21 protein-coding genes are annotated in these 26,816 nt (G+C 69.0%); 9 read left to right on the plus strand and 12 right to left on the minus strand.

Annotated features, from left to right (window positions below; genetic code table 11):
- Position 1 precedes the first annotated feature (1 nt).
- The 3 genes from WCE37_RS09450 to WCE37_RS09460 form a co-directional block, all read right to left on the minus strand.
- The gene (locus tag WCE37_RS09450) at positions 2 to 358 is read right to left on the minus strand and encodes a type II toxin-antitoxin system RelE/ParE family toxin (RefSeq protein WP_343279117.1); all 357 of its coding nucleotides are present in this window, start codon (positions 356 to 358) and stop codon (positions 2 to 4) included.
- 114 nt (positions 359 to 472) lie between these two features.
- Positions 473 to 1,861 carry a sigma-54 dependent transcriptional regulator gene (locus WCE37_RS09455; RefSeq protein WP_343279118.1) on the minus strand — a complete coding sequence of 463 codons (1,389 nt, stop codon included), beginning with the start codon at positions 1,859 to 1,861 and terminating at the stop codon, positions 473 to 475.
- A gap of 80 nt (positions 1,862 to 1,941) precedes the next feature.
- The gene (locus WCE37_RS09460; protein WP_343279119.1) at positions 1,942 to 3,540 is read right to left on the minus strand and encodes an ATP-binding protein; all 1,599 of its coding nucleotides are present in this window, start codon (positions 3,538 to 3,540) and stop codon (positions 1,942 to 1,944) included.
- An 80-nt stretch (positions 3,541 to 3,620) separates the two neighbouring features.
- Between WCE37_RS09460 and sucC the strand changes: the two genes are divergently transcribed.
- Both sucC and sucD read left to right on the plus strand, forming a co-directional pair.
- Positions 3,621 to 4,787: an ADP-forming succinate--CoA ligase subunit beta gene (sucC, locus tag WCE37_RS09465; RefSeq protein WP_343279120.1), complete on the plus strand. Its 1,167-nt coding sequence runs from the start codon at positions 3,621 to 3,623 to the stop codon at positions 4,785 to 4,787.
- Between the two features lie 25 nt (positions 4,788 to 4,812).
- The gene (gene sucD, locus WCE37_RS09470) at positions 4,813 to 5,691 is read left to right on the plus strand and encodes a succinate--CoA ligase subunit alpha (protein WP_343279121.1); all 879 of its coding nucleotides are present in this window, start codon (positions 4,813 to 4,815) and stop codon (positions 5,689 to 5,691) included.
- Positions 5,692 to 5,761: 70 nt separating this feature from the next.
- Here the strand turns inward: sucD and WCE37_RS09475 are convergent, their stop codons facing one another.
- From WCE37_RS09475 to WCE37_RS09485, 3 genes are all read right to left on the minus strand, one after another.
- Positions 5,762 to 6,367, minus strand: coding sequence for a hypothetical protein (locus WCE37_RS09475; RefSeq protein WP_343279122.1), 606 nt, complete (start codon positions 6,365 to 6,367; stop codon positions 5,762 to 5,764).
- A 164-nt stretch (positions 6,368 to 6,531) separates the two neighbouring features.
- The gene (locus tag WCE37_RS09480; protein ID WP_343279123.1) at positions 6,532 to 7,803 is read right to left on the minus strand and encodes an N-acetylmuramoyl-L-alanine amidase; all 1,272 of its coding nucleotides are present in this window, start codon (positions 7,801 to 7,803) and stop codon (positions 6,532 to 6,534) included.
- On the minus strand, positions 7,800 to 8,087 hold the full coding sequence (locus tag WCE37_RS09485; protein WP_343279124.1) for a hypothetical protein: 288 nt from the start codon (positions 8,085 to 8,087) through the stop codon (positions 7,800 to 7,802). The genes WCE37_RS09480 and WCE37_RS09485 overlap by 4 nt, the downstream gene beginning before the upstream one ends.
- 150 nt (positions 8,088 to 8,237) lie before the next feature.
- Here WCE37_RS09485 and WCE37_RS09490 point away from each other — a divergent pair, with 150 nt between their 5' ends.
- Together WCE37_RS09490 and WCE37_RS09495 are read left to right on the plus strand one after the other, a co-directional pair.
- Entirely contained in the window at positions 8,238 to 8,912 is a 675-nt protein-coding gene (locus WCE37_RS09490) for a hypothetical protein (RefSeq protein WP_343279125.1), read from the plus strand.
- On the plus strand, positions 8,909 to 10,546 hold the full coding sequence (locus WCE37_RS09495) for an NAD+ synthase (protein ID WP_343279126.1): 1,638 nt from the start codon (positions 8,909 to 8,911) through the stop codon (positions 10,544 to 10,546). Before WCE37_RS09490 ends, WCE37_RS09495 begins: the two co-directional genes overlap by 4 nt.
- Positions 10,547 to 10,584: 38 nt before the next feature.
- Here WCE37_RS09495 and WCE37_RS09500 read toward each other — a convergent pair whose 3' ends face one another.
- Positions 10,585 to 11,439 carry an outer membrane protein assembly factor BamD gene (locus WCE37_RS09500; RefSeq protein WP_343279127.1) on the minus strand — a complete coding sequence of 285 codons (855 nt, stop codon included), beginning with the start codon at positions 11,437 to 11,439 and terminating at the stop codon, positions 10,585 to 10,587.
- A 91-nt stretch (positions 11,440 to 11,530) separates the two neighbouring features.
- Between WCE37_RS09500 and rluD the strand changes: the two genes are divergently transcribed.
- The 3 genes from rluD to gloA all read left to right on the plus strand — a co-directional run bounded on the left by rluD (position 11,531) and on the right by gloA (position 14,000).
- A complete protein-coding gene (gene rluD / locus WCE37_RS09505; protein WP_343279128.1) occupies positions 11,531 to 12,547 on the plus strand; it encodes a 23S rRNA pseudouridine(1911/1915/1917) synthase RluD in 1,017 nt (338 codons plus the stop codon).
- Positions 12,548 to 12,609: 62 nt separating this feature from the next.
- The gene (gene pgeF, locus WCE37_RS09510) at positions 12,610 to 13,383 is read left to right on the plus strand and encodes a peptidoglycan editing factor PgeF (protein ID WP_343279188.1); all 774 of its coding nucleotides are present in this window, start codon (positions 12,610 to 12,612) and stop codon (positions 13,381 to 13,383) included.
- Positions 13,384 to 13,475: 92 nt separating this feature from the next.
- On the plus strand, positions 13,476 to 14,000 hold the full coding sequence (gloA, locus tag WCE37_RS09515; RefSeq protein WP_343279129.1) for a lactoylglutathione lyase: 525 nt from the start codon (positions 13,476 to 13,478) through the stop codon (positions 13,998 to 14,000).
- 19 nt (positions 14,001 to 14,019) lie between these two features.
- Here gloA and WCE37_RS09520 read toward each other — a convergent pair whose 3' ends face one another.
- Together WCE37_RS09520 and otsB are read right to left on the minus strand one after the other, a co-directional pair.
- Positions 14,020 to 15,819: a glycoside hydrolase family 15 protein gene (locus WCE37_RS09520; protein WP_343279189.1), complete on the minus strand. Its 1,800-nt coding sequence runs from the start codon at positions 15,817 to 15,819 to the stop codon at positions 14,020 to 14,022.
- A 54-nt stretch (positions 15,820 to 15,873) separates the two neighbouring features.
- The gene (otsB, locus tag WCE37_RS09525) at positions 15,874 to 16,665 is read right to left on the minus strand and encodes a trehalose-phosphatase (protein WP_343279190.1); all 792 of its coding nucleotides are present in this window, start codon (positions 16,663 to 16,665) and stop codon (positions 15,874 to 15,876) included.
- A 236-nt stretch (positions 16,666 to 16,901) separates the two neighbouring features.
- Here otsB and clpB point away from each other — a divergent pair, with 236 nt between their 5' ends.
- The gene (gene clpB, locus WCE37_RS09530) at positions 16,902 to 19,481 is read left to right on the plus strand and encodes an ATP-dependent chaperone ClpB (RefSeq protein WP_343279130.1); all 2,580 of its coding nucleotides are present in this window, start codon (positions 16,902 to 16,904) and stop codon (positions 19,479 to 19,481) included.
- 49 nt (positions 19,482 to 19,530) lie between these two features.
- On the opposite strand, the gene ybaL is transcribed toward clpB, so the two are convergent.
- From ybaL to WCE37_RS09545, 3 genes are all read right to left on the minus strand, one after another.
- Positions 19,531 to 21,237: a YbaL family putative K(+) efflux transporter gene (ybaL, locus tag WCE37_RS09535; RefSeq protein WP_343279131.1), complete on the minus strand. Its 1,707-nt coding sequence runs from the start codon at positions 21,235 to 21,237 to the stop codon at positions 19,531 to 19,533.
- A 136-nt stretch (positions 21,238 to 21,373) separates the two neighbouring features.
- Positions 21,374 to 23,761, minus strand: a complete 2,388-nt coding sequence (locus WCE37_RS09540; RefSeq protein ID WP_343279132.1) for a TonB-dependent receptor — start codon at positions 23,759 to 23,761, stop codon at positions 21,374 to 21,376.
- 33 nt (positions 23,762 to 23,794) lie between these two features.
- Entirely contained in the window at positions 23,795 to 24,733 is a 939-nt protein-coding gene (locus tag WCE37_RS09545; protein WP_343279133.1) for a 2OG-Fe(II) oxygenase, read from the minus strand.
- An 87-nt stretch (positions 24,734 to 24,820) separates the two neighbouring features.
- On the opposite strand from WCE37_RS09545, the gene WCE37_RS09550 reads away from it, so the two are divergent.
- The gene (locus WCE37_RS09550) at positions 24,821 to 26,761 is read left to right on the plus strand and encodes an ABC-F family ATP-binding cassette domain-containing protein (protein WP_343279135.1); all 1,941 of its coding nucleotides are present in this window, start codon (positions 24,821 to 24,823) and stop codon (positions 26,759 to 26,761) included.
- Positions 26,762 to 26,816 lie beyond the last annotated feature (55 nt).

Below are 26,816 nucleotides of genomic sequence, written 5' to 3' on the forward strand. Positions count from 1 at the left end.
TCTACTTGTCTTTTATTCGTTCAAGGTGGGCGTCGAAGCGCTTGTCCGCGGTTGCAATGAGCTGCTTGTAGAAGCGCTTTTCGCTTCCGCCGGACTTGTCACCTGCAACCAGCAAAATGGCTCGGCGGCGCGGGTCGAAGGCGAATGCGACGCGCCATGTGCCGTCATGGGCATCAAAGCGCAGCTCCTTCATGTTGGTGTGACGGGAGCCATTGAGAGTGTCAACGCGCGGACGTCTGGCTGCTGGGCCGAATTGCTCGATCACCGCTGCCTGGGCCAAGAGTTCGTCCTGGACGGCTTCGGTGAGCTGATCAAACTCCAATTCAAACTCGCTGATGAATTCGACTGTCCATGTCATGCAGCGATTATGCTGTCAAAGACATATGTTGTCAATGGCATGCTGCGCCAGTGGCTGGATGCTTTGAGATACCCACCGACGCAGGTGCCATAGCCGTTCCTGCAGCGTTTCGGGTCAGTCGATCCCGAGCTTCTTGAGCTTGTACCGCAACGCCCGGAACGTGATCCCCAGCGCCGCCGCCGCCTTGGTCTTGTTGTAACGGCTTTCCTGCAGCGCCTGCTGGATGGCGGCGCGTTCGATCTCTTCTATATATGAAGGCAGGGCGCTGGAGGCCGTCTCGCGCGGGTTCATCGCACCCGGCGATTGGGCGCTGCCCGCCATCGGCGGCAGCCGGCCGGGCGAGTGGACGTTGTTGTGGCCGCCCGGCAGCCGCAGGTCGGCAGCGGTGATGTGGTCGCTGTCGGCCAGGGCCATGGCGCGTTCGAGCACGTTCTCGAGCTCGCGCACGTTGCCGGGGAAGGCATAGCCGTCCAGCGCGGCCAGCGCCTCGGGGCCAAGCTTCGGCGCGCTGCGGTGCATGGCCTGCGCCAGGCGCGCGAAGATCGCGTCGGACAGCAGCGGCAGATCGCCGTCGCGGTCGCGCAGGGCGGGCACGTGCAGTTCGATCACGTTGATGCGGTAGTACAGGTCGTGGCGGAAGCTGCCGGCATTCACCAGGGCGTTGAGGTCCTTGTGCGTGGCCGAGAGGATGCGCACGTCAACGTCGATTTCGGTCTGGGCGCCGACCGGGCGCACCTTCTTCTCCTGGATCGCGCGCAGCAGTTTGACCTGCATCGCCAGCGGCAGTTCGGCCACTTCGTCCAGGAACAGGGTGCCGCCGTCGGCGCTCTGGAACAGGCCGGGCTTGTCGGCATGCGCGCCGGTGAAGCTGCCCTTCCTGTGGCCGAAGAACTCGCTTTCCATCAGCTCGGTGGGGATGGCGCCGCAGTTGACCGGCACGAAGGGGCCGCCGGCGCGGGCGCCCTGGGCGTGGATGGTGCGCGCCACCAGCTCCTTGCCGGTGCCGGACTCGCCGCTGATGTGCACCGGCGCCTGGCTGCGCGAGACCTTGGCGATGGTTTCGCGCAGGGCGACCATTGCCGGCGAGCCGCCGAGCAGGCGACCGGCCTCTTCGGGCTGGGCGGCGCGGCGGGCGTTGAGCTCAAGCGCCTGGCGCACCAGGCCGCGGAGCACGTTGATGTCCACCGGCTTGGAGACGAAGTCGAAGGCGCCGGCCTTCAGCGCTTCCACTGCGGCCTCGACGTTGCCGTAGGCGGTGATCATGGCCACGGGGGTTTCGGGGAAGCGGGTGGTGATGTCGCTGATCAGCTCCAGGCCGGAGCCGTCGGGCAGGCGCATGTCGGTCAGGCAGAGGTCGTACTTGCCGCGGGACAGCAGTTCCTGCGCGGCGGCAAGGGTGGCGGCGGTATCGGTGCGCAGGCCCATGCGGCCCAGGGTCAGGACAAGGAGTTCACGGATGTCGTGCTCGTCGTCGACGATGAGGGCGCTGCGGGCGTCTGTCATGGGAATTCTTGCGTGCCTGTCCGTGGTGACCAATTTTGGCACTTTTCACCATAGTGTGACGAGTGTCAAAGGTACAAGGCTCAGCCCAGCATGGCGGAGCCGTTGCGCAGGGTGATCCGGAAGCAGGCGCCGCCCCCGGGGAGGGACACGTATTCCAGGCGGCCGTCGTTGGCGCGGCAGAGCTCGTGGGCGATGTACAGGCCCAGGCCGGTGCCGTGCTCGGAGGTGGTGAAGAAGGGCCGGAACAGCTGGTGGGCCACGGCGTCGGGGATGCCGGGGCCGCGGTCGGTGATCTCGATCACCGGGCTGCCATCGAGGATGTCGGCGTTGATGGTGATGCGGGCGGCCTCGCCGGGCTGGTGGCCGTGACGCACGGCGTTGTTGGTCAGCGACGTCAGCGCCTGCTGCAGGTGGCGCGGGTCGACCATGGCCGGCACCTCCGGGCGCTGGCCGGCCTGGCGCAGGCTGGCGTTCTCTTCCGGGCAGGTCTGGCGGTAGTCGTCGATGAAGGCGCGCACCTGGCCCACCAGGTCCACCTGCTCGGGCTGGGCGCGTTCGCGCCGGGCCAGGCTCAGCACGCTTTCGACGATGGCGTTGGTGCGCATGCACTGCTGGTGGACGATCTGCAGCAGGCGGCGGTCGCTGTCGCCGATGTCGCGCGATTCCTCCAGCAGCTGGGTGGCGTAGCTGATCGCGGCCAGCGGGTTGCGGATCTCATGCGCGAGGCTCGCGGAGAAGCGGCCCATGGCGGCCAGGGTGAGCGACTCGGCGCGGCGCGAGACCAGCGAGGTGTCGTCGAGGAAGATCAGGGTGGTGTCGTCGGTGGCCAGCAGGCGGGCGAAGCGCGGCAGCACTTCGTTGCCGTCCTCGCCGATGGTCAGCGGGGTGTCGTCGGCCTCGCCGCTGCGGCGCCATTCGGCCACGCGCATGGCAAGCGCAGGGGAGATCTTCGGCAGGGTGCGCGCGGGGCCCTCCGGCTCGGGCCCGGATTCGCCCAGCAGGATGCGCGCGGCCTCGTTGGCCATGCGGATGCGGCCACTGCCGTCGACCATCAGCACGCCCACGCGCATGCGGCGGATGATCAGCTCGTTGATTTCGGCGAGGTTGGCGGCCTCGGCCCCGCGCTTGTCGGCCAGGGTGCGGGTTTCGCGCATGTCGCGGCCGAGGAAGTTGGTCAGCGAGGCCATCGCCAGGTAGCTGACCGAGAACATCAGCACTTCGGCCAGCGGGCGCTCGCGGATCGGGCTGCCGGCGATCACCACCACCATGTACTGCGCCACCAGGGCGCCCGAGGCCAGCGCGGCGGCGGCCAGGCCCAGGTGCAGCGGCAGCAGCAGGGCGGCCGCGCCGACGTTGAACAGCAGCATCATCGCGATGCCCGGGCCGGCATGGGGCAGGGCGTGGGTGGCCAGGGTGGCGGCTGCGATGTCGATGATCACGCCGAAAATCACCTGCGCCGGCAGCGGGACCGATTCGCGGCCCGACAGCAGCAGCAGTACGGCCGCGGCCACCAGATAGGTGGCGGCCACCGCCACGGCCAGGGCGGGGTCCCGCGCTTCGCCGCCGAATACGCCCTGCAGCGGGCCGAAAACGGCCAGCGCCAGCAGCGCGGCCTCAAGCGTCCGGTACAGGGCCAGGAGGTACAGCTCGCGCCTCATGGCGCGATCGGTGGGGGTCATGGGCACTCGGGCGGGCTCCGTGGGCGTTGGCGCACTATAATGGTCGGCGCTGTGTCCCACTTTCCCACGACGGACCCCACATGAACTTCCACGAGTACCAGGCGAAGCAGCTCTTCGCCGATTACGGCATTGCCGTCCCGGCCGGGCGCGTCGCCCGGACCCCTGAAGAGGCGGTTGATGCCGCCAAGGCCATCGGCGGCGATTTCTGGGTGGTCAAGGCCCAGATCCACGCCGGCGGCCGCGGCAAGGCCGGCGGCGTCAAGCTCTGCCGCTCGCTCGACGAGGTGCGCGAGCACGCCAAGGGCATGCTCGGCAAGAAGATGGCGACCTACCAGACCGCCGGCATCGAACTGCCGATCGACTCGGTGCTGGTCACCATGGCCACCGACATCGACAAGGAGCTGTACCTGTCGGTGCTGGTGGACCGTTCGACCCAGACCGTGACCTTCATCGCCTCCAGCGAAGGCGGCATGGACATCGAACAGGTGGCCGCCGAGACGCCGGAGAAGATCCAGTCGCTCAACGTCAACTTCATCCAGGGCCTGCAGCCCTACCAGTGCCGCGACATGGGCTTCGCGCTGGGTCTGACCGGCAAGCAGGTCAACCAGCTGTCGAAGATCATGCTGGGCCTGTACAAGCTGTTCAACGAGAAGGACCTGGCGCTGGTCGAGCTCAACCCGCTGGCCATCCTCACCGACGGCAACCTGGCGGTGCTCGACGGCAAGGTCGACTCCGACGACAACGCCGGCTTCCGCCACCCGGAGCTGGTCGCCATGCGCGACATCCGCCAGGAAGACGAGACCGAGGTCAAGGCCAGCCAGCACGACCTGAACTACGTGACCATGGACGGCAATATCGGCTGCATGGTCAACGGCGCGGGCCTGGCGATGGCGACGATGGACGTGATCCAGCTGGAAGGCGGGTCGCCCGCGAACTTCCTCGACGTCGGCGGCGGCGCCACCAAGGAGCGCGTGACCGAGGCGTTCAAGCTGATCCTGTCGTCGGACGACGTGAAGGCGATCTTCGTCAACATCTTCGGCGGCATCGTGCGCTGCGACATGATTGCCGAAGGCATCATCGCCGCGGTCAAGGAAGTCGACGTCAAGGTGCCGGTGATCGTGCGCCTCGAGGGCACGAACGTGGACGCGGGCAAGGAGCTCCTGAAGAACTCCGGCCTGGCCATCACCGCCGCCGACAACATCAACGACGGCGCCCGCAAGGCCGTTGAAGCCGCCAAGGCCGCCTGAGCCCCATTCCAAGGATCCTGAAGAAATGAGCGTTCTGATCAACAAGAACACCAAGGTGATCGTGCAGGGCTTCACCGGCACGCAGGGCACCTTCCACGCCGAGCAGATGCTCGAGTACGGCACCAAGGTCGTCGGCGGCGTGACCCCCGGCAAGGGCGGCACCGAGCACCTGGGCCTGCCGGTGTTCAACACCGTGGCCGATGCCGTGGGCGAGACCGGCGCCAATGCGTCGGTGATCTACGTGCCGCCACCGTTCGCGGCCGACGCGATCCTCGAGGCCGCCGATGCCGGCATCAAGGTCATCGTGTGCATCACCGAGGGCATCCCGGTGCTGGACATGCTGCGCGTCAAGAAGACCCTGGTCACCACCTATCCGGACACCGTGCTGGTGGGCCCGAACTGCCCCGGCGTGATCACCCCCGGCGAGTGCAAGATCGGCATCATGCCGGGCCACATCCACATGCCGGGCAAGATCGCGATCGTCTCGCGCTCGGGCACGCTGACCTATGAAGCGGTCAAACAGACCACCGATGCCGGCCTCGGCCAGTCGACGGTCATCGGCATCGGCGGCGACCCGATCAACGGCCTGAACTTCATCGACTGCCTGAAGCTGTTCCAGGACGATGCGCAGACCGAGGGCATCATCATGGTCGGCGAGATCGGCGGTTCGGGCGAGGAAGAAGCGGCCGAGTTCATCGCCGAGTACGTGACCAAGCCGGTGGTGGGCTTCATCGCCGGTGCGTCGGCCCCGAAGGGCAAGCGCATGGGCCACGCTGGCGCGATCGCCTCGGGCGACTCGGGCACGGCGGAAGGCAAGTTCGCCGCGATGGAGAAGGCCGGTGTCACCACCGTGCGTTCGCCGGGTGACCTGGGTGCGGCCATCGCCAAGCGCCTGGCGGGCTGATCGCCAGCGGTCGTGCAGGAGCGAGAGAAAAAGGCCGCCTTCGGGCGGCCTTTTTCATTGCGCGAACGCATCAGTGATGTGGAAGGGGCGGGGCGGGCCGCGGCGTACGCTCGATGGTCGCTCCGAGGCTGCGCTCGGCGTCTTCTCCCAGCGTCAGCAGGGTGAGGTTCCAGCCTGACGTTGCATGGATCTGGAACAGCCGTGGCAGGTCGTCGCTGGTCTCGACGCTTGCCAGGTGTCTGTCTTCGACGCTGTAGACGTACAGCAGGACGGCAGCGGGCGGCAGTGCATCGATTTCGGACGCGGTGCGTCCTGCCACGTCGGCCGGAGGCAGGTGTGCTTCGCCCAGCAGGTGGGCATCATCCAGCCAATGCCAGGTGAATCCGGTGGCGTCTTCCAGGCCCGGGGGTATCGTCGGCAGCGCGGAGGCATCGTCGGGCGTGCCGACGGACGCGATCGCGTACTCCGCATCCCCGAAGTAGATGAGCGCCATGTTCTGGCTGGGGTTCAGCTCCAGTCCGTAGATGGATGCGCCGCTGCGTCCGTCGCGGACGACGGTGCCGTCGCGGTCCACGATCCGCGAGCTTGTTCCGCGTCCAAGCAGCCTGATCGGTGCGGTGTCCGGACGGGAGGCGGTGTCTTCAGCGGGGGCGCCGGGGACCAACTGGTATTCCATCCGGTCCTGGCCAACGTGGCCCGGCTCCGTGACGGTGGCAGTGGTCGCCGCCTGCACGGTTGCGGGGCCCGGGGCGCCCGCGGAACATCCGGACGCAAGTAGCAGCCCGGCCGCGAACAGTACCGCCAGGCCCGATCGCATGGTTGGGAGCGGGCGCGCGTGCTTCATGGATTCCGCCTCAGATCTTCGATCAGTGCGTCGGCGATGGCATCGGCAATGTCCTGCCGCACCTGCTCGTAGTTATCGCGGGTGTTGAGCAGTTCGTCCACTGCCAGGTTGTCGATGAACTCGATTTCCACAAGCGCCGCGCGCAGCGGATGGTAGTTGGCGGAATTGCCCAGCGACGTATCGCTCAGCACGGCGAGTTGCTGGTCCTTGACGCCGCGGTCGAGGGCGCCGGGATCGTGCGCAAGAACGGTCTGGTACACGGCTTCGTTGACGCGCTCCGCCAGCGCGACATCCTCGCCATGGTTCACGTTGTCGCTGCTTCGCCTGACCAGGGTTTCGGTGCCGCGCGCGGTGCCGTTGAAGCCGTTGAAGTGAATGCTCAGCAGGATGTCCGCGCCGTTGTCGCGCCCGACGTGCGCCCGGCTCGCGCCGGGCGGGTTGACGTCCTCGTCGCGCGTCATGTGGATCCGGAGGTTGGTGTTGTCATCGACCCGCAGCGTGCGCAGTGCGGTCCTGGTGCGCAGTCCGAAATCCAGCGTCAGCTCTTTTTCAAGGATGCGGCTGGTGTGCGATGTCGCGTTGTTGGCGGTGGAGCTGGTTTCGTTCCTGTCGCCTCCGTGCCCCGGGTCGATCACGATGATGCCGGGGACTTCCAGGTCGATCAGCTCCACCGCGCTGTCTTCACCTTCCAGCTGGGCACTGATGCGCGCCGCGTTGAAGGCGATGGGCGCCAGGTTGATGCGGATGGCGGTGTGGCCGGTGTCGTCTACGACGGTGGTGGCCTGCTGCTGGCTGCTGCGCGTGAAGCCTTCCGCGGTGAAGTCCGCCGGCGCTTCGAAACGGTCGCGGTGCCCGGCCGCGGCACGGGCCCAGTCGCCCCGGAAATCGGGATCGCCTTCCTGCTGGCCTTCTTCGACGGGAGCCACGAACAGCGGGGCCATCGACCAAGTGACGGTTTTCCCCGCGTGGTGGCCATCGGGGCGGCCTTCGCTCCACACGCGGATCCTCAGTTCGCGATGCGCGATCCGGTTGGTCGCAGGCTGGATCTTGACCATCGGGTGCTTGTGGGGCGCCGCCTGCGGCTCGGTCGAACCGTCGACCTCGTCCCCGTCTTCGTCGGTGATGGCGGGTGCAAGCTCGATGGCCTCGACATGCAGCACTTCGTCCGGGGTCTCGAGCAGCACGTCCCTGCGGACCAGGTTGTTCGTGGTGGACATGACGGAGTCGGCAATGCGCCTGTAGAGCAGGCCGGAGTCGGCGCCGGTCATCGCGTCTGCTCCCCTACTTCCAGGACCAGGCCTTCGGGCTCCGCCGCCGCCACCACCTGTGTGCGCCCGGCTGCGTCGGTCACCCCATGCAGGTAGCTGCCATCCTTGAGCAGGATGCGGTAGGGGACGTTGGGAAGCGGCTTGCCGGTGTTCCTGTCCTTGAGCACGAAGCCTTCGTCGAACAGCTCCACACGGGAGTCGGGCAGCGTCGGAAGACCGGCGGCCTTCGCCTCTCCGGCGAGGAAGGGCGACTGGCTTGCCTTGACGATGAAGTTGCCAGGCACGTAGATAGCTCCTTTATCTTCGGTGCGAATTCATGGAGCCTGGCCAGCAATGTCGCTGATCATCGCCGCCGATGTGCAGGACCACCTGATCTGGCCGGTGATCATTGCGCGGTCCTTTCCGGGGAGTCAAACCGGGGCGTACCCGAGCTGGTGCTCGACAGTTACCGCAAGGTCTATCCGTGGAAGTACGGCGTGGTGGCCGCTTCGGGCGATGTGTTCCTGATGGTGCTTTTCTGCCGCCTGTTCGTGCAGCACGAGCAAACGGGACGGCCCGTGGACCTGCTGCGGGTCGCGAGGGAGGCGAAACAGGCGCGCACCCGCAGCGGGGTTCCGTCCGACCGGTCCGTGGGGAGCATCTTCTTCACGCTGCCGGGCCGCGAAGGCTTCGAGCTGTACGGGGTGTCCGTACGCGCGCACAGCATCGAGTACGAGGTCATCGAGCCCATCAGCACGCGCTTCGCGATGCACAAAGATGCGCCGCAGGCGTCCGCGTACGAAGCATTCAACAGCAGTCTCCGGCCGTCGTTCTTCTATCCGGATGCTGCCGAATTCCAGCGCCATCACCTGGATCTGCTGGCGGGATTCTTTGCCAGCCAGAGCGCCGTCGATGATCGGGTGACGGCCTCGTTCGATGCGTGCATCCTCGAGAAGCGGACGGGGGCCGGGCTGTTCTGGCAGGTGTCCGAGGGGCCGAAGCAGCTGCTGCTCCTCGAGCCGGGCGCTGGCACGGACGCCCCGTGGCCTGCAGCCGATCGCGCGCTTCCGAAGGCGGCATGCGACCATCGTGGCCACTCCAGACCTGCCGATTTCCGGGATCCGACATGACCGAAACGCTCCGCATCGCACTCGCCCAGTTCGACTTCCCGGTGGGCGACGTCGCCGGCAACACGACGCGCATCGCCGCCATGATCGGCGAGGCCCGCGACGAGTACGGCGCCGACATCGTGGTGTTCCCGGAGCTCGCGGTCAGCGGCTACCCGCCGGAAGACCTGCTGATGCGGCCGCAGTTCCTGGCCGACTGCGAGCAGGCGCTGCGCACCATCGCGGACGCGGCGACCGGCATCGTCGCCATCGTCGGCTGGCCGGAGTCGGCCGGCAGCATCCTCTTCAACTCGGCCAGCGTGCTGCGCGAGGGCAAGGTCGAGCGCACCTATCGCAAGCGCGAGCTGCCCAACTACAACGTGTTCGACGAGCGCCGCTACTTCCACGTCGATCCCGACGGCGGCAGCTGCGTGTTCGAGGTCAAGGGCGTGCCGGTGGGCCTGCTGGTCTGCGAGGACCTGTGGTTCGTCGAGCCCATCGCCGACACCGTGGCACAGGGCGCGCAGCTGGTGCTGGTGCCCAATGCCTCGCCCTTCGAGCGCGGCAAGCACGCGCAGCGCGACGCGATGATCGCGGCCCACACGCGCGATACCGGCTCGGCGCTGGCGTATCTCAACGTGGTTGGCGGGCAGGATGCGCTGGTGTTCGACGGCTCATCGGTGGTCGCCGACGGCGACGGTACGGTGCATCCGGCCGCGGCCGCGTTCACCGACCAGTGGCTGGTGGTGGACTACGACGTCGCGCGTCGCGCGTTCACGCCCATCGTGTGGATGGACGACGGCGACGAGAGCATGGACGCGCTGGCCTGGCGCGCGGTGGTGCGCGGCATCCGCGACTATTTCGGCAAGAACGGTTTCCGCCGCGCATGGCTGGGGCTGTCGGGCGGCCTGGATTCGTCGATCGTGCTGGCGATGGCGGTGGAGGCGCTGGGCGCGGAGAACGTGACCGCGGTGCGCATGCCGTCGCGCTACACCGCCGACCTCAGCAACGACCTGGCCGCCGAGCAGTGCCGCGCGCTGGGCGTGGAGATGATGACGGTGCCGATCGGGCCGGCGTTCGACGGCCTGCTGGGCAGCCTGGGCGATGCCTTCGAAGGCCACGAGGTGGACGTGACCGAGGAGAACCTGCAGTCGCGCGCGCGCGGCGTGATCCTGATGGCGCTGTCGAACAAGCTCGGAGGCCTGGTGCTGACCACCGGCAACAAGAGCGAGTACGCCGTGGGCTACGCCACCATCTACGGCGACATGGCCGGTGCCTACGCGCCGATCAAGGACCTGTACAAGACGGAGGTCTACGGGCTTTCGAAGTGGCGCAATACGGTGGGCGGGGCGCCGGTCATCCCGCCGGGGGTGATCGCCAGGCCGCCTTCGGCGGAGCTGCGCGAGAACCAGCTGGACCAGGATTCACTGCCGCCCTATGACGTTCTGGACGCGATCCTGCTGCGCTTCGTCGACCAGGAGCAGTCGCGCGACGAGGTCTGCGCGGCCGGCTTCGATGCCGCGGTGGTGGACCGCGTGGTGGGCCTGGTGCGCCGCGGCGAGTGGAAGCGCCAGCAGGCCGCGCCGGGCCCGAAGATCTCGCGACGCGCCTTCGGTCGCGAGCGCCGCTACCCGATCACCAATCGTTACCCCCACTGACGGGATCGCAGCCATGGCTGCTCCTACAGCGCCTTGGGCTACTGGATGGCGGATTTTTCGGTGGCGAAGGGGTTGAGCTTGCGGATCGTCCACGGGTAGTCCGGCCACTTGCCGCTCAGGTACGGGTGGTCGGGCTCGTTCAGCTCGAGCACGCGGCGGGCGTCGGTGGCCAGGGTGTCGTTGCCCAGTTCGGCATAGGCGGCGGCGAGCACGGCCACGGCGTCGTTCTGGTATTCGCTCTGCGGGTAGGTCTCGAGCAGGTAGCGGGCGCGCTCGGTGGCGGCGACCCAGGCCTCGCGGCGCATGTAGTACAGCGCGGTCTCGATCTCGTGGCGGGCGAAGGTATTGCGCAGCGCGGCCATGCGGTTGCGGGCATCGGCGGCATAGCGGCTGTTGGGATAGCGCTCGGACACGATGCGCAGGTCGTTGTAGCCCTGCATGGGCGTGGCCAGGTCGCGGCGGCTGGTATCGAGGTTCCAGGCGCGCTGCAGGAACACGGTGTCGCGGCTGGAGTTCACCAGGCCGCGCAGGTAGTACATATAGGCCACGTTGCGGTGCGTGGGATAGGTGCGGATGAAGCGGTCGACCGACGACACGGCCTCGTCGTGGCGGCCCATCTTGTACTGCGCATAGGCGATTTCCATCAGCGCCTGCTCGGTGTACGTGCCGTAGGGGTACTGCGCGACCAGGCGGCGATAGGTGGTGGTGGCGGCGTTCCAGTTGCCGCGGCGCATCAGCCCATGGCCCTTGTCGTACAGGGTTTCGACGGCCGCGCCCTCGTCGACCTCCTTGTCCTTGAACATGCCCTTCATCCGCGCGCAGCCCGACACGGTGAACATGGCCAGCAGCAGGAGCAGCAGGGCGCTGCGGATAAGGGTGGTGCGTCGGGTCATGGGACGTCCGGGGCGGCGAGGGCTTGAACGGGGGATAATAGCAGCCACCACCGGCCCGCCAGCCGCCACGACTGAACCCGAGCCGACACCCATGACCGACGACCACGACGCTGAGATCCCGGAAGCCGCTTCCGAAGCCCCCCGGACCGCCCGCGTGCCCGACGCCATGGCCGGGCGGCGCTTCGACGCGGTGCTGGCCGAGCTGTTCCCGGAGTTCTCGCGGTCGCGCCTGGCGGGCTGGGTGAAATCGGGCGATGTGCTGCTCGACGGTGCCACCGTGCGCCCGCGCGAGGCGGTCCGCGGCGGCCAGGAGGTGCTGCTCACCGCCACCCTGGAGATCCAGGTCAGCGCCGAGCCCGAGGACATTCCGCTGTCGGTGCTGTACGAGGACTCCGAGGTCCTGGTGATCGACAAGCCCGCGGGCCTGGTGGTGCACCCCGGTGCCGGCAACCACAGCGGCACCCTGGTCAATGCCCTGCTGTTCCGCGACCCGGCATTCGCCGCGGTGCCGCGGGCGGGCATCGTCCATCGCCTGGACAAGGACACCTCCGGGGTGATGGTGGTCGCCCGCACCCTGCAGGCGCACGCGGCGCTGGTGGCGCAGCTGTCCGCGCGCGACGTGCACCGGCAATACCTGGCGGTGGTGGTGGGCGCGCTGGTGTCCGGTGGCACCGTGAACGCGGCCATCGACCGCCATCCGCGCGACCGCCTGCGCATGGCCGTGCGCGAGGACGGCCGCGAGGCCACCACCCATTACCGCCTGCAGGAGCGCTTTCGCGCCCACACCGCGCTGGAGTGCCGGCTGGAAACCGGGCGCACCCACCAGATCCGCGTGCACATGACCCATCTGAAGTCGCCGATCGTGGGCGACCAGCTGTACGGCGGCCCGGTGAAGCTGCCGCGCGCGGCCTCGGATGAGCTGATCGCCGCGCTGCGCGGCTTCCGCCGCCAGGCCCTGCACGCGCAGGTGCTGGAGTTCGTGCACCCGGCCAGCGGCGAGTCCGTGCGCTGCGAAGCGCCGGTCCCGGAAGACATGCAGGCGCTGATCCGTGAACTGCGCGCCGATGCCGCCGCGCACGCGGTCACCGGGGCGGGCGTGCGCCGGTGAACGCTGGCGCTGCGGGACGGGGCGAGGGTGATGCCGGACCTGCATCGCGCCGCCGGGCGTGGCTGGAGGCCGACTGGCCGGCGCCGGACCGCGTGCACGCACTGGTGACGCTGCGCCACGGCGCCGGTGCCTCGATGGTGCCCTTCGACCGCTTCAACCTGGGCAATGTGCACGGCGTGGGCGGCGACGACCCGGTCATCGTGGCGGCGAACCGCGCCGAGCTGGTGGACCGCGCGGACCTGCCTTCGGCGCCGCACTGGCTGCGCCAGGTGCACGGCACCGGCGTGCTGCGGGTCGATCATCTGCTTCCCTACGGCAACGCGACCAGCGAGCGCGGGCGCATGGCGGCCGAGGCGGAAGCCGATGCCGCGGTCACCGACGTTCCCGGCGCGGTGCTGGCCATCCTCACCGCCGACTGCCTGCCGGTGGTGTTCGCCGCCCGTGACGGCAGCGAGGTCGCGGTTGCGCACGCGGGCTGGCGCGGCCTGGCCGCGGGCGTGCTGGAGCAGACGGTGGCCGCGATGCATGCCGCGGCCGGGGAGCTCGTGGCCTGGCTGGGTCCCGCCGCGGGGCCGGCCGCGTATGAAGTCGGCGCAGAGGTGCGCGAAGCGTTCGTGGCTGATGACGCCGGCGCGGCGGCCGCGTTCGCTTCCACGCGGCCCGGGCACTGGCATGTCGATCTGTACGCCCTGGCCCGCCGCCGCTTGCTTGCCGCTGGCCTGTCCAGCGCCGACATCCACGGCGGAGGCCTGTGCACGATCTCCGATCGGCGCTTCTTCTCCCACCGGCGCGACGGCCGCAGCGGGCGCATCGCGACGCTGGCCTGGCTGGACTGAGTTTTCCCGGCGCTGCGCTTCGCCCTCGTGGGAGCGGCTACAGCCGCGATTCGCCAGCGATAATGGCCGCCCTCCCCACAAGGATGCCGACCATGAGCCATCCCATCGCCGCCTTGGCCAACGTTCCCGGCGTCGCCGCGCGCGACGCCGCCACCACCGGCTTCGTGTTCAACCACACCATGCTGCGGATCAAGGATCCGCGGGCGTCGCTCGACTTCTATACCCGCGTGCTGGGCTTCAGCCTGGTGCGGCACAACGACTTCCCCGAAGCGGAGTTCTCGCTCTACTTCCTCGCCATCGTCGACCCGGCGGACATTCCCGGCGACGAAAGCGAGCGCAAGGCCTGGGTCGCCGGCCTGCAGGGCGTGCTTGAGCTGACCCACAACCACGGCACCGAGGCGCAGGACGGCGCGGTGTACCACGACGGCAACAGCGAGCCGCGCGGCTTCGGGCACATCTGCCTGAGCGTGCCGGACGTGCGCGCGGCCTGCGAACGCTTCGAAGCCCTGGGCGTGCCGTTCCAGAAGCGCCTGACCGACGGACGCATGAAGGACATCGCCTTCATCAAGGATCCGGACGGCTATTGGGTCGAGATCATCCAGCCCACGCCGCTGTAGCGTCCACAAAGGCGGCTTCTCAGGCAGCGTCCGACCACGGGCGCGACAGTCGCATCGCGGTCATCACCACGCCGACGTGGGAATACGTCTGCGGGAAATTGCCCCAGGCCTCGCCGTCGTCGAAGGCGAGGTCCTCGGACAGCAGGCCGAGGTGGTTGCGGCGGGCGAGCAGGCTTTCGAACTGCTGCCGCGCCTCGTCCACGCGGCCGATGGCGGCCAGCGCGTCGATGTACCAGAAGCTGCAGATGGTGAAGCTGGTCTCGGGCTCGCCGAAGTCGTCGGCGGCGATGTAGCGGAACAGCGAGGTGCCGCGGCGCAGCTGGGTGCCGATGGCCTCGACCGTGGCCACGAAGCGCGGGTCGCGCGGGTCGATGAAGCCGAGTTCGGCGAGCAGCAGCAGGCTCGCGTCCAGGCGCCGGCCCTCGGCGGATTCGACGAAGTGCCCGAGTTCCTCGTCCCAGGCGCGTTCGAGCGTGGCTTCGCGCATGGCGTCGGCACGTTCGCGCCAGTGCACCGCGCGCTGGGCCAGGCCGAGGTGCGCGGCGATGCGCGCCAGGCGGTCGCAGGCGGCCCAGCACATCACGCTGGAATAGGTGTGCACCTCGGCGCGGCCGCGGAACTCCCAGATGCCGGCGTCGGGCTGGTCGTGCAGCGCCCAGGCGTGTTCGCCCAGTGGCTCGAGCCGGGCGAAGGCGGCGACGTCGCCGGGACGCTCCAGGCGCTGGTCGAAGAACAGCTGGGTGGCGGCCAGCACCACGCTGCCGTAGACATCGTGCTGCTTCTGGATCCAGGCCAGGTTGCCGCGGCGCACCGGGCCCATGCCGCGGTAGCCGGCAAGCGCGGGCATGGCGTGCTCTTCCAGGCGGTCCTCATAGGCGATGCCGTACAGCGGCTGCAGAGTGCCGTCGTCGCCGGTGGCGAGGTTGAGTACGTAGCGCAAATAACCTTCCATGGTGCGGGTGGCGCCAAGGCGGTTGAGCGCGCGCACCACGAAGGCCGAGTCGCGCAGCCAGCAGTAGCGGTAGTCCCAGTTGCGCTCGCTGTGCGGCGCTTCGGGAATCGAGGTGGTGATGGCGGCGACGATCGCGCCGGTTTCCTCGTACTGGCAGAGTTTCAGCGTGATCGCGCTGCGGATCACCGCCTCCTGCCACTCCAGCGGGATCGACAGGTAGCGCACCCACTCGCGCCAGTAATCGACAGTCATGCGCTCGGCCCTGCGCGCAAAGCCCTGCACCGATTCGGTGAGGGTTTCGTCCGGGCCAAGCACCAGGTGGCGTTCGCCGTCGAGTTCGAAGGGCAGCGATTCGCGCACCTGCCGCACCGGCACGTCGCTGGTCAGGCGCAGGGTGAAGCCGGGCAGCAGGTAGCGGATGTGGTTGCTGCCCCAGGTCTGTTCCGGCACCTCGGCGCCGTAGTCCGCCAGTGGACGCAGCACGACGCGGATGCGCGGCCGGCCGGACAGCGGACGCAGGCGCCGCACCAGCATCACCGGCCGGTAGAAACGGTCGTGCTGGTGCCAGCGCGGCATGAAGTCGGTGATCTCGACCGCGCCGCCGTGGCGGTCGCGCAGCACGGTGCGCAGCACGGCGGTGTTCTTGATGTAGGCCTGTTCGGCGCTTTCGAAGTCTTCGAGTTCGATGGCGTAATCGCCGCCGCCGGCCCTGGGCGAGAGCAGCGCGCAGAAGGCGGGGTCGCCGTCGAAGGCGGGGATGCAGCCCCAGGTCACGCGCGCACGGGCATCGACCAGGGCCGCGACGCTGCCGTTGCCGATCAGGCCGAGATCGAGACTGGCGTGTCCTGCTGTTGTGGGAGCGGCTATAGCCGCGACCTCCCCCCGGTTCACTGCGATGCCCTGTTTATGGCGATGCCCTGCTCAAAGCCGCGCTCCGCTCACTGCGGCGTTCCGATCCGTGCGCACTCCAATCCAGGCATGCACCTCTGCCGGCCCCGCCAACCCGAAGTGCGCCGCGCTTTCCCGCGGTCGGCCCACCAGCACGCTGACGCCGTCGCGCGCGTTGACGGCGGCAAAGCCTGCTTCATCGGTGATGTCGTCGCCGGCAAACACCGGTCGGCGCCCGGCGAAGGGAGGCTCACCGAGGAAGGCGAGGATGGCCGCGCCCTTGTCTGCACGACCGCCCCGGTGTTCGGCGGGTCGCAGTTCAACCACGTCGTTGCCGGGCTGCAGGCGGTAACCGGGAAGGCGGGGCAGGGCGGCGCTGGCGAAGGCGAGCAGTTCGCCGCTGGCCGCGGGTGCCGCGCGCCAGTGCAGGGCCAGCGCCGCGCCCTTGTCTTCCACCACGGCACCGGGGAAGCGGGCGGCGACCCGGGTGGCCTCGGTGCGGACCAGGGCCAGGGCGGCGGGCGTGGCGGGTGCGCGATGCCCGCGGCGGCCGTGGCGGCGTTCCAGGCCATGCAGGCCGGCGGCCGGCATGGCCGGCGGCGCCAGCAACGCGTCGAGCGTGGCGATGGAGCGTCCGCTGACCAGGGCCAGGGCGCCTTCAAGGCGCCGGTGCAGCGCGACCAGCGCTTCGCGCAGCGGCGTGGGCACCTCGACCGCGTCCGGATGCGGCGCGAAATCGAGCAGGGTGCCATCCACATCGAGGAACAGCGCGCAGCCGTCGTCGATGGCGGGCGGTGGCGGGAGCGCGGAGGTCTCTGCGGCCATGCCGGGCATTGTGTCCCGGAGCATGTGAGATTTTCGCTAGGAGGACCGCAGCCCGTGTGCAGGGGCAGCCATGCTGCTCATGCAACCATGCTGCTCATGCTGTGCACAGGTCGGGTCGCAGCTGTAGCTGCCACTGCAGGTGCGCGGCGGTCGGTTGCGGCTTGAATTGCTCGTGCGGGGCCCGCATTTCCGGGGCAATGCCGGCGTGGCCGGCCATCGACAGCCGAGGCATCACCATGCGCATGGACAAACTCACCTCGCGTTTCCAGCAGGCGCTGGCCGACGCGCAGTCGCTGGCCGTGGGCCGCGACCACAACCTGATCGAACCCGCCCACGTGCTGGTGGCGCTGCTTGACGAGTCCGGCGGCGGCAGCGGGCCACTGCTGGCGCAGTCGGGAGTGAACGTGCCGCTGCTGCGCGAACGCCTGGGCGAGATCCTGGAGAAGCTGCCCAGGGTGTCCGGCCAGGCGGGACAGGTTTCGCTGGGCAACGATCTGGGGCGGCTGCTGAACGTCACCGACAAGCTGGCGCAGCAGCGCGGTGACGGTTTCATCGCCTCCGAGCTGTTCCTGCTGGCCGCGCTCGATGACAGCGGTGACGCCGGTCGCGCGCTCAAGGCGGCGGGCGCCGACAAGGCGCGCCTGGAGGCCGCCATCGACGCCATGCGCGGCGGCGACAGCGTCAACGATGCCAGCGCCGAAGAGGCGCGGCAGGCGCTGGAGAAGTACACCATCGACCTGACCGCGCGCAGCGAGATTGGCAAGCTCGATCCTGTGATCGGGCGCGACGAGGAGATCCGCCGCACCATCCAGGTGCTGCAGCGGCGCACCAAGAACAACCCGGTGCTGATCGGCGAACCCGGCGTCGGCAAGACCGCCATCGTCGAAGGCCTGGCGCAGCGCATCGTCAACAACGAAGTGCCCGAGGGCCTGCGCGGCAAGCGCGTGCTGTCGCTGGACATGGGCGCGCTGATTGCCGGCGCCAAGTACCGCGGCGAGTTCGAGGAGCGGCTGAAGGCGGTGCTGAGCGACCTGTCCAAGCAGGAAGGGCAGGTGATCCTGTTCATCGACGAGCTGCACACGATGGTCGGCGCCGGCAAGGCGGAAGGTTCGATGGACGCGGGCAACATGCTGAAGCCCGCGCTCGCGCGCGGCGAGCTGCACTGCATCGGCGCCACCACGCTGGACGAGTACCGCAAGTACGTGGAAAAGGACGCGGCGCTGGAGCGGCGCTTCCAGAAGGTGTTCGTGGGCGAGCCGTCGGTCGAGGACACGATCGCGATCCTGCGCGGGCTGAAGGAGAAGTACGCGGTGCACCACGGCGTGGAGATCACCGATCCGGCGATCGTGGCCGCGGCGACGCTGTCGCACCGCTACATCGCCGACCGCAAACTGCCGGACAAGGCCATCGACCTGATGGACGAGGCCGCGAGCCGCATCCGCATGGAGATCGATTCCAAGCCGGAGGAGCTGGACCGCAAGGAGCGCCGCCTGATCCAGCTCAAGATCCAGCGCGAGGCGTTGAAGAAGGAGAAGGACGCCGAGTCGAAGCAGCGCCTGGCGGATCTGGAAAGCGAGATCGCCGTGCTGGAGCGGGACTACAACGACCTTGAGGAAGTCTGGAAGGCCGAGAAGGCGACGCTGCAGGGCGCGACGAAGATCAAGGAGCAGATCGAGGCCGCCAAGCTCGAGCTCGAGGCCGCGCAGCGCCGCCAGGACTTCGCGAAAATGAGCGAGATCCAGTACGGCCGGCTGCCGGAGCTTGAAAAGCAGGCGCGCGCCGCGCAGGAGGCCGAGACCAAGGGTTTCACGCTGCTGCAGGACAGGGTGACCGCGGAGGAGATCGCCGAGGTGGTCGCACGCTGGACCGGGATCCCGGTCAGCAAGATGCTGGAAGGCGAGCGCGACAAGCTGCTGCGCATGGAAGAGGTGCTGCACTCGCGCGTGGTCGGCCAGCATGAGGCGGTGAAGGTGGTGTCCGACGCCGTGCGCCGTTCCCGCGCCGGCCTGAGCGATCCCGACCGGCCCAGCGGGTCGTTCCTGTTCCTGGGTCCCACCGGCGTCGGCAAGACCGAGCTGTGCAAGGCGCTGGCCGAGTTCCTGTTCGACTCCAGCGAGGCGATGGTGCGCATCGACATGAGCGAGTTCATGGAGAAGCACTCGGTGTCGCGCCTGGTGGGTGCACCCCCGGGCTACGTGGGCTACGAGGAAGGCGGCTATCTGACCGAGGCCGTGCGCCGGCGGCCGTATAGCGTGATCCTGCTCGACGAGGTCGAGAAGGCGCATCCGGACGTGTTCAACATCCTGCTGCAGGTGCTCGACGACGGCCGCCTGACCGACGGCCAGGGACGGACGGTGGACTTCCGCAACACCGTGATCGTGATGACCTCCAACCTCGGCAGCCAGATGATCCAGGAGCTCGACGGCGACGATTCGCCCGAGGCCTACATGCAGATGAAGGCGGGCGTGATGGCGGTGGTGCAGTCGCACTTCCGGCCGGAGTTCATCAACCGGCTGGACGACATCGTGGTTTTCCACTCGCTGGACAAGGTGCAGATCAAGGCGATCGCGCGCATCCAGATGCGCGGGCTGGAGAAACGCCTGGGCGAGCGCGGCATCCGGCTCGAGGTCAGCGATGCGGCCTTCGAGCTGCTGGGTGCGGCCGGCTTCGACCCGGTGTACGGCGCACGGCCGCTGAAGCGCGCGATCCAGCAGCAGCTGGAGAACCCGCTGGCGCAGAAGATCCTGGCGGGCGAGTTCGGACAGGGCGATACGGTGCGGGTGGATGCCGAAGGCGGGAAGCTCGCCTTCAGCTGAGCCGGCCCTCAGCCGAGCCGCTCCCGCAAAAGCGGTGCGACGGCCGGGATCATGCGCGGACCGGCCGGTATGGCGGCGTGGCCATCACCATCTCCGCCAGCGAATAGGCGAGCTCGCGCTCCGCGAGCACCGCGCCATCGGCGCCGTGTGCCAGCAGATGCTTCACCTCGGCGTCGCTGTGCGCGCGCGCCAGCACCGTGATCGCCGGGTTCACCGCTTTCAGCCGCGCGATCGTCTCGCCGGCCTCCAGCGCGTTCGGAATCGCGAACACCGCCAGCGCAGCGCGACCGGGCGCCGACTCCAGCATCACCGCCTCCGATGCGACGTTGCCGCGGACCGCGTGCAGTCCTTCCTCGCGGGCCTTGTCGACCAGGTCGGCATCGTCCTCGATCACCACCAGCGGCACCCCGCGGGCGTGCAGCAGGGCGGCCAGCTGCCGGCCGACGCGGCCGTAGCCGACGACGATGGCGTGCCCCGACAGCGACTCCGGAAGGTGATGGCTGGCGGCGTCGGCGGCCACGGCGCGCGCGGTGGCGGTCGCAGCCGCGGCGTCCGCCGTCGCGTCGTGCCGTGCCAGCCAGCGGTCGACCACGGCGAACGACAGCGGGTTGAGCATGATCGAGATCAGCGCGGCGGCCAGGACCAGGTCCTGGCCTTCTTCCGGCAGGATTCCGAGGATGACGCCCAGGGCCGCGATGATGAAGGCGAACTCGCCGATCTGCGCCAGGCTCGCCGAAATGGTCAGCGCGGTGGATTTCGGATGCCCGAAGGCGCGCACGATAAGGTACGCCGCCGCCGACTTGCCGAACATCACGATGAAGGTCGCGGCCAGCACCAGCAGCGGTTCGCGCACCAGGATCATCGGGTCGAACAACATGCCCACCGACACGAAGAACAGCACCGCGAACGCGTCGCGCATCGGCAGTGAATCCTGCGCCGCCTTGTGGCTGAGTTCGGACTCGTTGAGCAGCATGCCGGCGAAGAACGCACCGAGCGCGAACGACACTCCGAACAGCTCCGCCGAGCCCAGCGCGATGCCGAGCGCGATCGACAGCACCGCCAGCGTGAACAGTTCGCGCGAGCCGGTGCCCGCGGTGCGCTCGAGCATCCACGGGATCACCCGCCGCCCGACCACCAGCATTACCGCCACGAACAGCGCCACCTGCATCAGGGTCTTGCCGATGGCGACCAGCAGGGTGGTGGTGCCCACCGGTTCGCCGCCGGCACTGCCGTAGACGCTCGCGATCACCGGCATCAGCACCAGGGCGATGACGCAGGCCAGGTCCTCGACGATCAGCCAGCCCACCGCGATCCGGCCGCGCGTGGTTTCCAGCAGCCGGCGCTGCTCCATGGCCCGCAGCAGCACCACCGTGCTCGCGGTTGCCAGCGAGAACCCGAACACGATGCCCTGCAGCGTCGGCCAGCCCATCAGCGCGGCCAGGCCCCAGCCGAGCAGGGTGGCCACGCTGATCTGCACCACCGCGCCGGGGATGGCGATGTGCTTCACCGCCATCAGGTCGCGGATGGAGAAGTGCAGGCCGACGCCGAACATCAAGAGGATCACGCCGACCTCGGCCAGCTGCGGCGCCAATTCCTGGTCGCCGACGAAGCCCGGCGTGAACGGCCCGGCGATGATGCCCGCGACCAGGTAGCCCACCAGCGGCGACAGGCGCAGCCGATGCGCGGCCATGCCCAGGACATAGGCCAGCACGAATCCGACGGTCAGGATCGCGATGAGTTCGGTGTGGTGCGGCATTCGCGTGTCCGCTGGGGGTCGCGACAGGATAGAGCCAATATGGGGAGCGGCTACAGCCGCTGTCCGGCAGATCCAATCGCGGCTGTCGCCGCTCCCACAAGGACGGGGAACCGTCCTTGTGGGGGTCCTTCATCGGCTACCAGGCGTAGCCGATCTTGCCGTACACGTAGGCGCCGTTGAACCCGAACGGCGACAGGTTGCTGTACGGGAACTGGCCGTTGGTCGAGTTGGCGAAGATGTTCTGGTCCGGGTACTCGTTGAGCAGGTTGTCGGCGCCGAGGGTGAAGGTCCAGGCGTTCATCCGGTAGGCCGCCGACGCGTCGAGCAGCCATTTGGCGTCATAGGTCTGGTCGTTGGCGCTGTTGGCCGAGCGGCTGGTGACGCTGCCGTAGCGGGTGGCCGCCAGGGTGAAATCCCATGCCTCCAGCGCCCAGGTGCCCGCCAGCAGCAGCTTGGTGTTCGGGAAGCCGTCCTCGATGCGCCCGATCTCGGTGCGGTCGATGCGCTCGAGGTTCAGCCCGGCCTGCTCCAGTTCGTCGGGATTGGGCGCGATGCGGGTGATTTCGGTGTCGGTGTAGTTGTAGCCGGCGGTCAGGTCGAGCATGCCGGCGCCGAGTTCGATGCCGTAGCTGGCGACCACGTCGATGCCCTGCGTGCGGGTGTCGATCGCATTGGTGAAATAGCGGCCGCCGTTGACGCCGAAGATGCCCCGTGATTCCAGCAGCGCGCGGACCGCGTCGCCGGTGAGGTTGGACGACAGCGCGATGCGGTCGTCGACCTCGATGTGGTACGCGTCGACGGTGACGTAGAGCCTGTCCACGGGCTGCAGCACCAGGCCCAGGCTGTACGACAGCGATTCCTCCGGCTGCAGCGCTTCGGCGCCGAAGGCCTGCGCCACGGCGCTGGACGCGGGGAAGGTGCGGACCTCGAACGGATCCGGAATCCCGGCCAGGAACAGGGTGCTGACGGTCTGGAAGTACTGCTGCGCCAGCGACGGCGCGCGGAAACCGCTGGATATCGTGCCGCGCAGCGCGACCGCGTCGGTGAAGGCATAGCGCCCCGACAGCTTGCCCGAGGCCTGGCTGCCGAAGTCGTCATAGTCCTCGTAGCGCCCGGCGATGCCGCCGGAGAACTTTTCCGTGAGGTCGGCCTCGAGGCTGGCATAGACCGCGTGGCTGTCGCGCGAGTAGGCGCCGGACACACCGGGCGCGAAGCCGCCGAAGCCCTGCGCGCCGCCCGGCCGGCTCAGGTCGGGCTGCGCGTACGAACCGTACTCGCCCGGCGACTGGTTCCACTTCTCGTTGCGGAACTCGACGCCCATCGCCAGCGCGACCGGATACGCCAGGCCCCAGTCCAGCTGCCGGCTGAGGTCGAAGTTGGCGATGTTCTGCGTGGTCTCCAGCGCGCCGTCGTAGAACGAGGTCGGCGAGTCGGCGCCGATGCTGGCGTTGAGCGTGTTGCGGGTGAAGAACTCGAGGTTGTTGTAGCCGTGGTTGAAGCCCAGGTCCCAGTTCCAGGCCTCGCCGAACATGCCCTTCAGGCCGGCGACCATGGCGCGGTCGCGCGAGACGTTGTTGATCTCGGGCAGGAAGCCATCGGGATAGATGGACGGGATGTTCTGGCTCGGATTGCCCGGCGCGCGGAAGAACGCGAACGAGGTGATGTCGCGGTTGCTGATGGTGCCGAAGGCGTACAGCGAGAGCGTCTCGCTGATGTCGAAGCCGGCGTTGAACGACGCCGCGGCGGCATCGACTTCCGGGTCACCGATCACGAAGGCCTTCTGCCCCGGCTCGGGCTGGTTCGGTGCCGGCGTGCCCGCGAAGGGTCGCGCGCGGTTGGTGCGGTCCTGCCGGTTGACCTGGCCGGAGAGGTGCAGGAAGCCGCGGCCCGCGCCCAGGGCCAGGCCGGCATCGCCGGCAAGCTGGGTCTGGTCGCCGTCGCCGGCGGAGTACTGGCCGTGGCTGAGCGACAGGCTGCCGCCTTCCGATGCGCCCTTCAGCACCACGTTGACCACGCCGGCGATGGCGTCGGAGCCGTACTGCGCGGACGCGCCGTCGCGCAGCACTTCCACGCGCTCGATCGCCGAGATCGGGATGGTGTTGAGGTCCACCGGTGCCGAGCCGCGGCCGATGGTGCCGTTGAGGTTGAGCAGCGAGGAGGCGTGGCGGCGTTTGCCGTTGACCAGCACCAGGACCTGGTCCGGGGCCAGTCCGCGCAGCTGCGCCGGGCGGATGGCGCTGGTGCCGTCGGTCAGCGCCGGACGCGGAAAGTTGAGCGAAGGCAGGGCGCGCGCAAGCGCGGTGGCGAGCTCGGTGGTGCCGGTGGCCTGCAGCGCATCGCTGCCGATGATGTCGATCGGCGACTGCGATTCGGCCACGGTGCGGTCGGTCACGCGGGTGCCGGTGACGATGATGTTGTCGAGATTGGTGGCGTCGCGCCGCGGCTGGGCCGGCTCCTGCGCGTGGGCGGCAAGTGCGGGGGCGAGGGCGGCAAGCAGGGCGAGGGCGAGGGGGGCGGGCTTCATGGTCGGATCCTTGTGACAGTGGCAGGGAAGGGCTCAGGGATAGGGGCGCTCGCGCATCCAGCGCGTGGCGATCCATTTCTCGCCGCGGGCGACGGGGGCGCCGGCGTGGAAGGACAGCGGGTCGGTGCGCGACTGCGCGTCGGTATAGGCGAAATAGACGGCGCTGCCCTTGCGCGGCGTGATCGACAGGCCGCTGTCGGGGAAGGTGGTCTCGCCGCCAGCCTCGACGTCGTTGAGGTAGACGACCAGGCTCGAGACGCGCTGCCCGCCCACCGCCAGGTAGGAGGCCTGGCCTGGCTGCCCGAGGTCGAAGTAGTCGAAGTGCGGCTGGTATTCGGCGCCCACCCCGTAGCGCATGACCTGGAGCGGCTCGCCGTTGGCCACCGGCACGCCGGTGATCTGTTCGATGCGGGCGTCGATGCGCGACACCAGCGGCGACGCGCCGCGGGCAAGCGAGGTGAGCTCGCTGGTGCGGCGGCTGTCGATGTGCGCGCCGCCGCGCTCGGAATCGACCACCGCGGCGCGCGCCAGCCGCGGCCGGGCTTCGGCCACCAGCGCGTCGCATTCCTCGTGGGTGAGCACGTTTTCGAACAACACCACGTGCGGGCGCCGGCAGCGGAAGGCGATCCGGACTTCGCCGTGGTCGCAGGCGATGCCGTGGCCGATGTCGTCGGCGATGGCCGCCACGGGCAGGAAGGGCGGCTGCTTTTTTGCCGCGCCAGGGGCCGCGACCGGCGCTTCCACGAGGCCTGCGGGCAGCTTGTGCTCCACCTGGGGCTGGCCGGCGTGCACCCGCGAGAACCCGGCCTTGAAGCCGTCGGGGTCGGTCAATACCGCGTTGTAGAGCTTGCGCACCTGGACTTCGCTGAAGCCCTGCCGCGCCAGCGCGCCCTGCACGGCTGCAAAGGGCGCACCCGCCACCACCTGCGAGTGCAGCCATGCCGCCACCTGGGTGCTGAGCTGGATCGCCATTCCCGGTACCCTCCCCGACGCGCCATGAGGCGCAGTCCCGACGTTACCGCACGCGGGCCCGGGCGTGCAGCCCGGTAAACTGTGCGAATGATCTCTTTCCGCAATTTCGCCCTCCGCCGCGGCGAACGCCTGCTCCTGTCCGATGTCGACCTGTCATTGCACGCCGGCTGGCGGGTCGGCGTGGTCGGCCGCAACGGCACCGGCAAGTCTTCGCTGTTCGCCGCCGTGCGCGGCGAGGTCGAGGCCGACCGCGGCGACCTCGACCTGCCCTCGCGCCTGCGCATCGCCTCGATCGCCCAGGAAATGCCCTCGCTGCCGGACCCGGCCATCGACTTCGTGCTGGCCGGCGACCAGGCCGTGCACGCCGCGCTGCAGGCCGAGGCCAACGCCTTCGCCGCCGAGGACTGGGAGGCCGTTGCCGAGGCGCACCAGACGCTGGAAGAGGTCGGCGGCTACGACGGCGCCGCGCGCGCCGGCAAGCTGCTGCACGGCCTGGGCTTCCCGGGCGAGGCCCAGCAACGCCCGGTGGCGAGCTTCTCCGGCGGCTGGCGGGTGCGCCTGAATCTGGCGCGCGCGCTGATGACGCCGTCCGACGTGCTGCTGCTGGACGAGCCCACCAACCACCTGGACCTGGACGCCGTGCTGTGGCTCGAGCAGTGGCTGATGAAGTACCAGGGCACGCTGTTGCTGATCTCGCACGACCGCGAGTTCCTCGACAACGTCAACACCCACACCCTGCATCTGCACGGCGGCAAGGCGAAGCTGTACATCGGCAACTACACCTCCTTTGAACGGCAGCGCTCCGAGCAGCTGCGCCTGCAGCAGATCACCCACGAGAAGAGCCAGGCCGAACGCGCCCACCTGCAGAGCTTCATCGACCGCTTCAGCGCCAGCGCCGCCAAGGCCAAGCAGGCGCAGTCGCGGGTCAAGCGCCTGGCGAAGATGGCCGATACCGAAGCCGTGCGCGCCGAGCGCGACGTGCGCATCGATTTCCCCGCGCCGGCGCGGCTGCCGCACGCGCTGCTGCGCCTGAACCACGCCGACTGCGGCTACCCGGGCGCCGCTAAAGCCGCCAGTACTGGGGGGGCGGCCACGGTGATCCTCCGTGACGCCAACTTCGGACTCGAGGCCGGCGACCGCATCGGACTGCTCGGCCCCAACGGCGCAGGCAAATCGACGCTGGTTAAATCGCTGGTCGGAGACCTTCCGCTGCTGACCGGCGAGCGCTATGCCCACCCCGACCTGCGCATCGGCTACTTCGCCCAGCACACGGTGGAGGCGCTGGTCGCCGGCACCTCGCCGATCGATCACCTGCGCGAGCTTTCGCCGAATGCCTCGACCCAGGACTTCCGCAATTTCATGGGCAAGTGGAGCTTCCCCGGCGACCGCGCCTTCGAATCCATCGACGGCTTCAGCGGCGGCGAGCGCGCGCGCCTGGCGCTGGCGCTGATCGCGTGGCGCCAGCCCAACGTGCTGCTGCTGGACGAACCCACCAACCATCTCGATCTTGAAATGCGCGAGGCCCTGGCCGAGGCGCTGGCCGATTTCCCGGGTGCGATCGTGCTGGTCTCGCACGACCGCCACCTGATTGGCCTGGTGGCCGATACCTATTGGCGCGTGTCCGAGGGCGTGGTGCGTCCATTCGATGGCGACCTTGACGACTATGCGGCGTGGCTGCGCTCGCGGCCGCAGGACGCCAGGGCGGCGACCGCCGCGCCCGAGGCCCTCGGTGCGAACGCGACGGCGGACCCGGTCGTGGCACCGGTTCCGGCACCGGCGCCGGCGCCATCCAGACCGGCAAGGAAGACCAACCCGCACCGCCTGGCGCGAGCCGAGCAGCGGGTGGCCGAGCTGGAGGCCGCGCGCGCTGCGATCGAGGCCGAACTCGCCGACCCGGCGCTGTATACGGGCGGGGGCGGTGACCGTGCCCAGGACCTGGCGCGGCAGCAGGCCGGCCTGGCGGCCGAGCTGGCGCAGGCGGAAGAGCTGGTGCTCGAGCTCTACGCCCAGGATGAAGGCGCCGCCTGAGGGCCGCGTCCATGGCGCGGCCCGTCAAGCGCCGGCGGGTGGCTGAGGCAGCCGG

This window comes from Luteimonas sp. MJ250, assembly GCF_039548455.1.
In the GTDB taxonomy this organism is placed as follows: domain Bacteria; phylum Pseudomonadota; class Gammaproteobacteria; order Xanthomonadales; family Xanthomonadaceae; genus Luteimonas.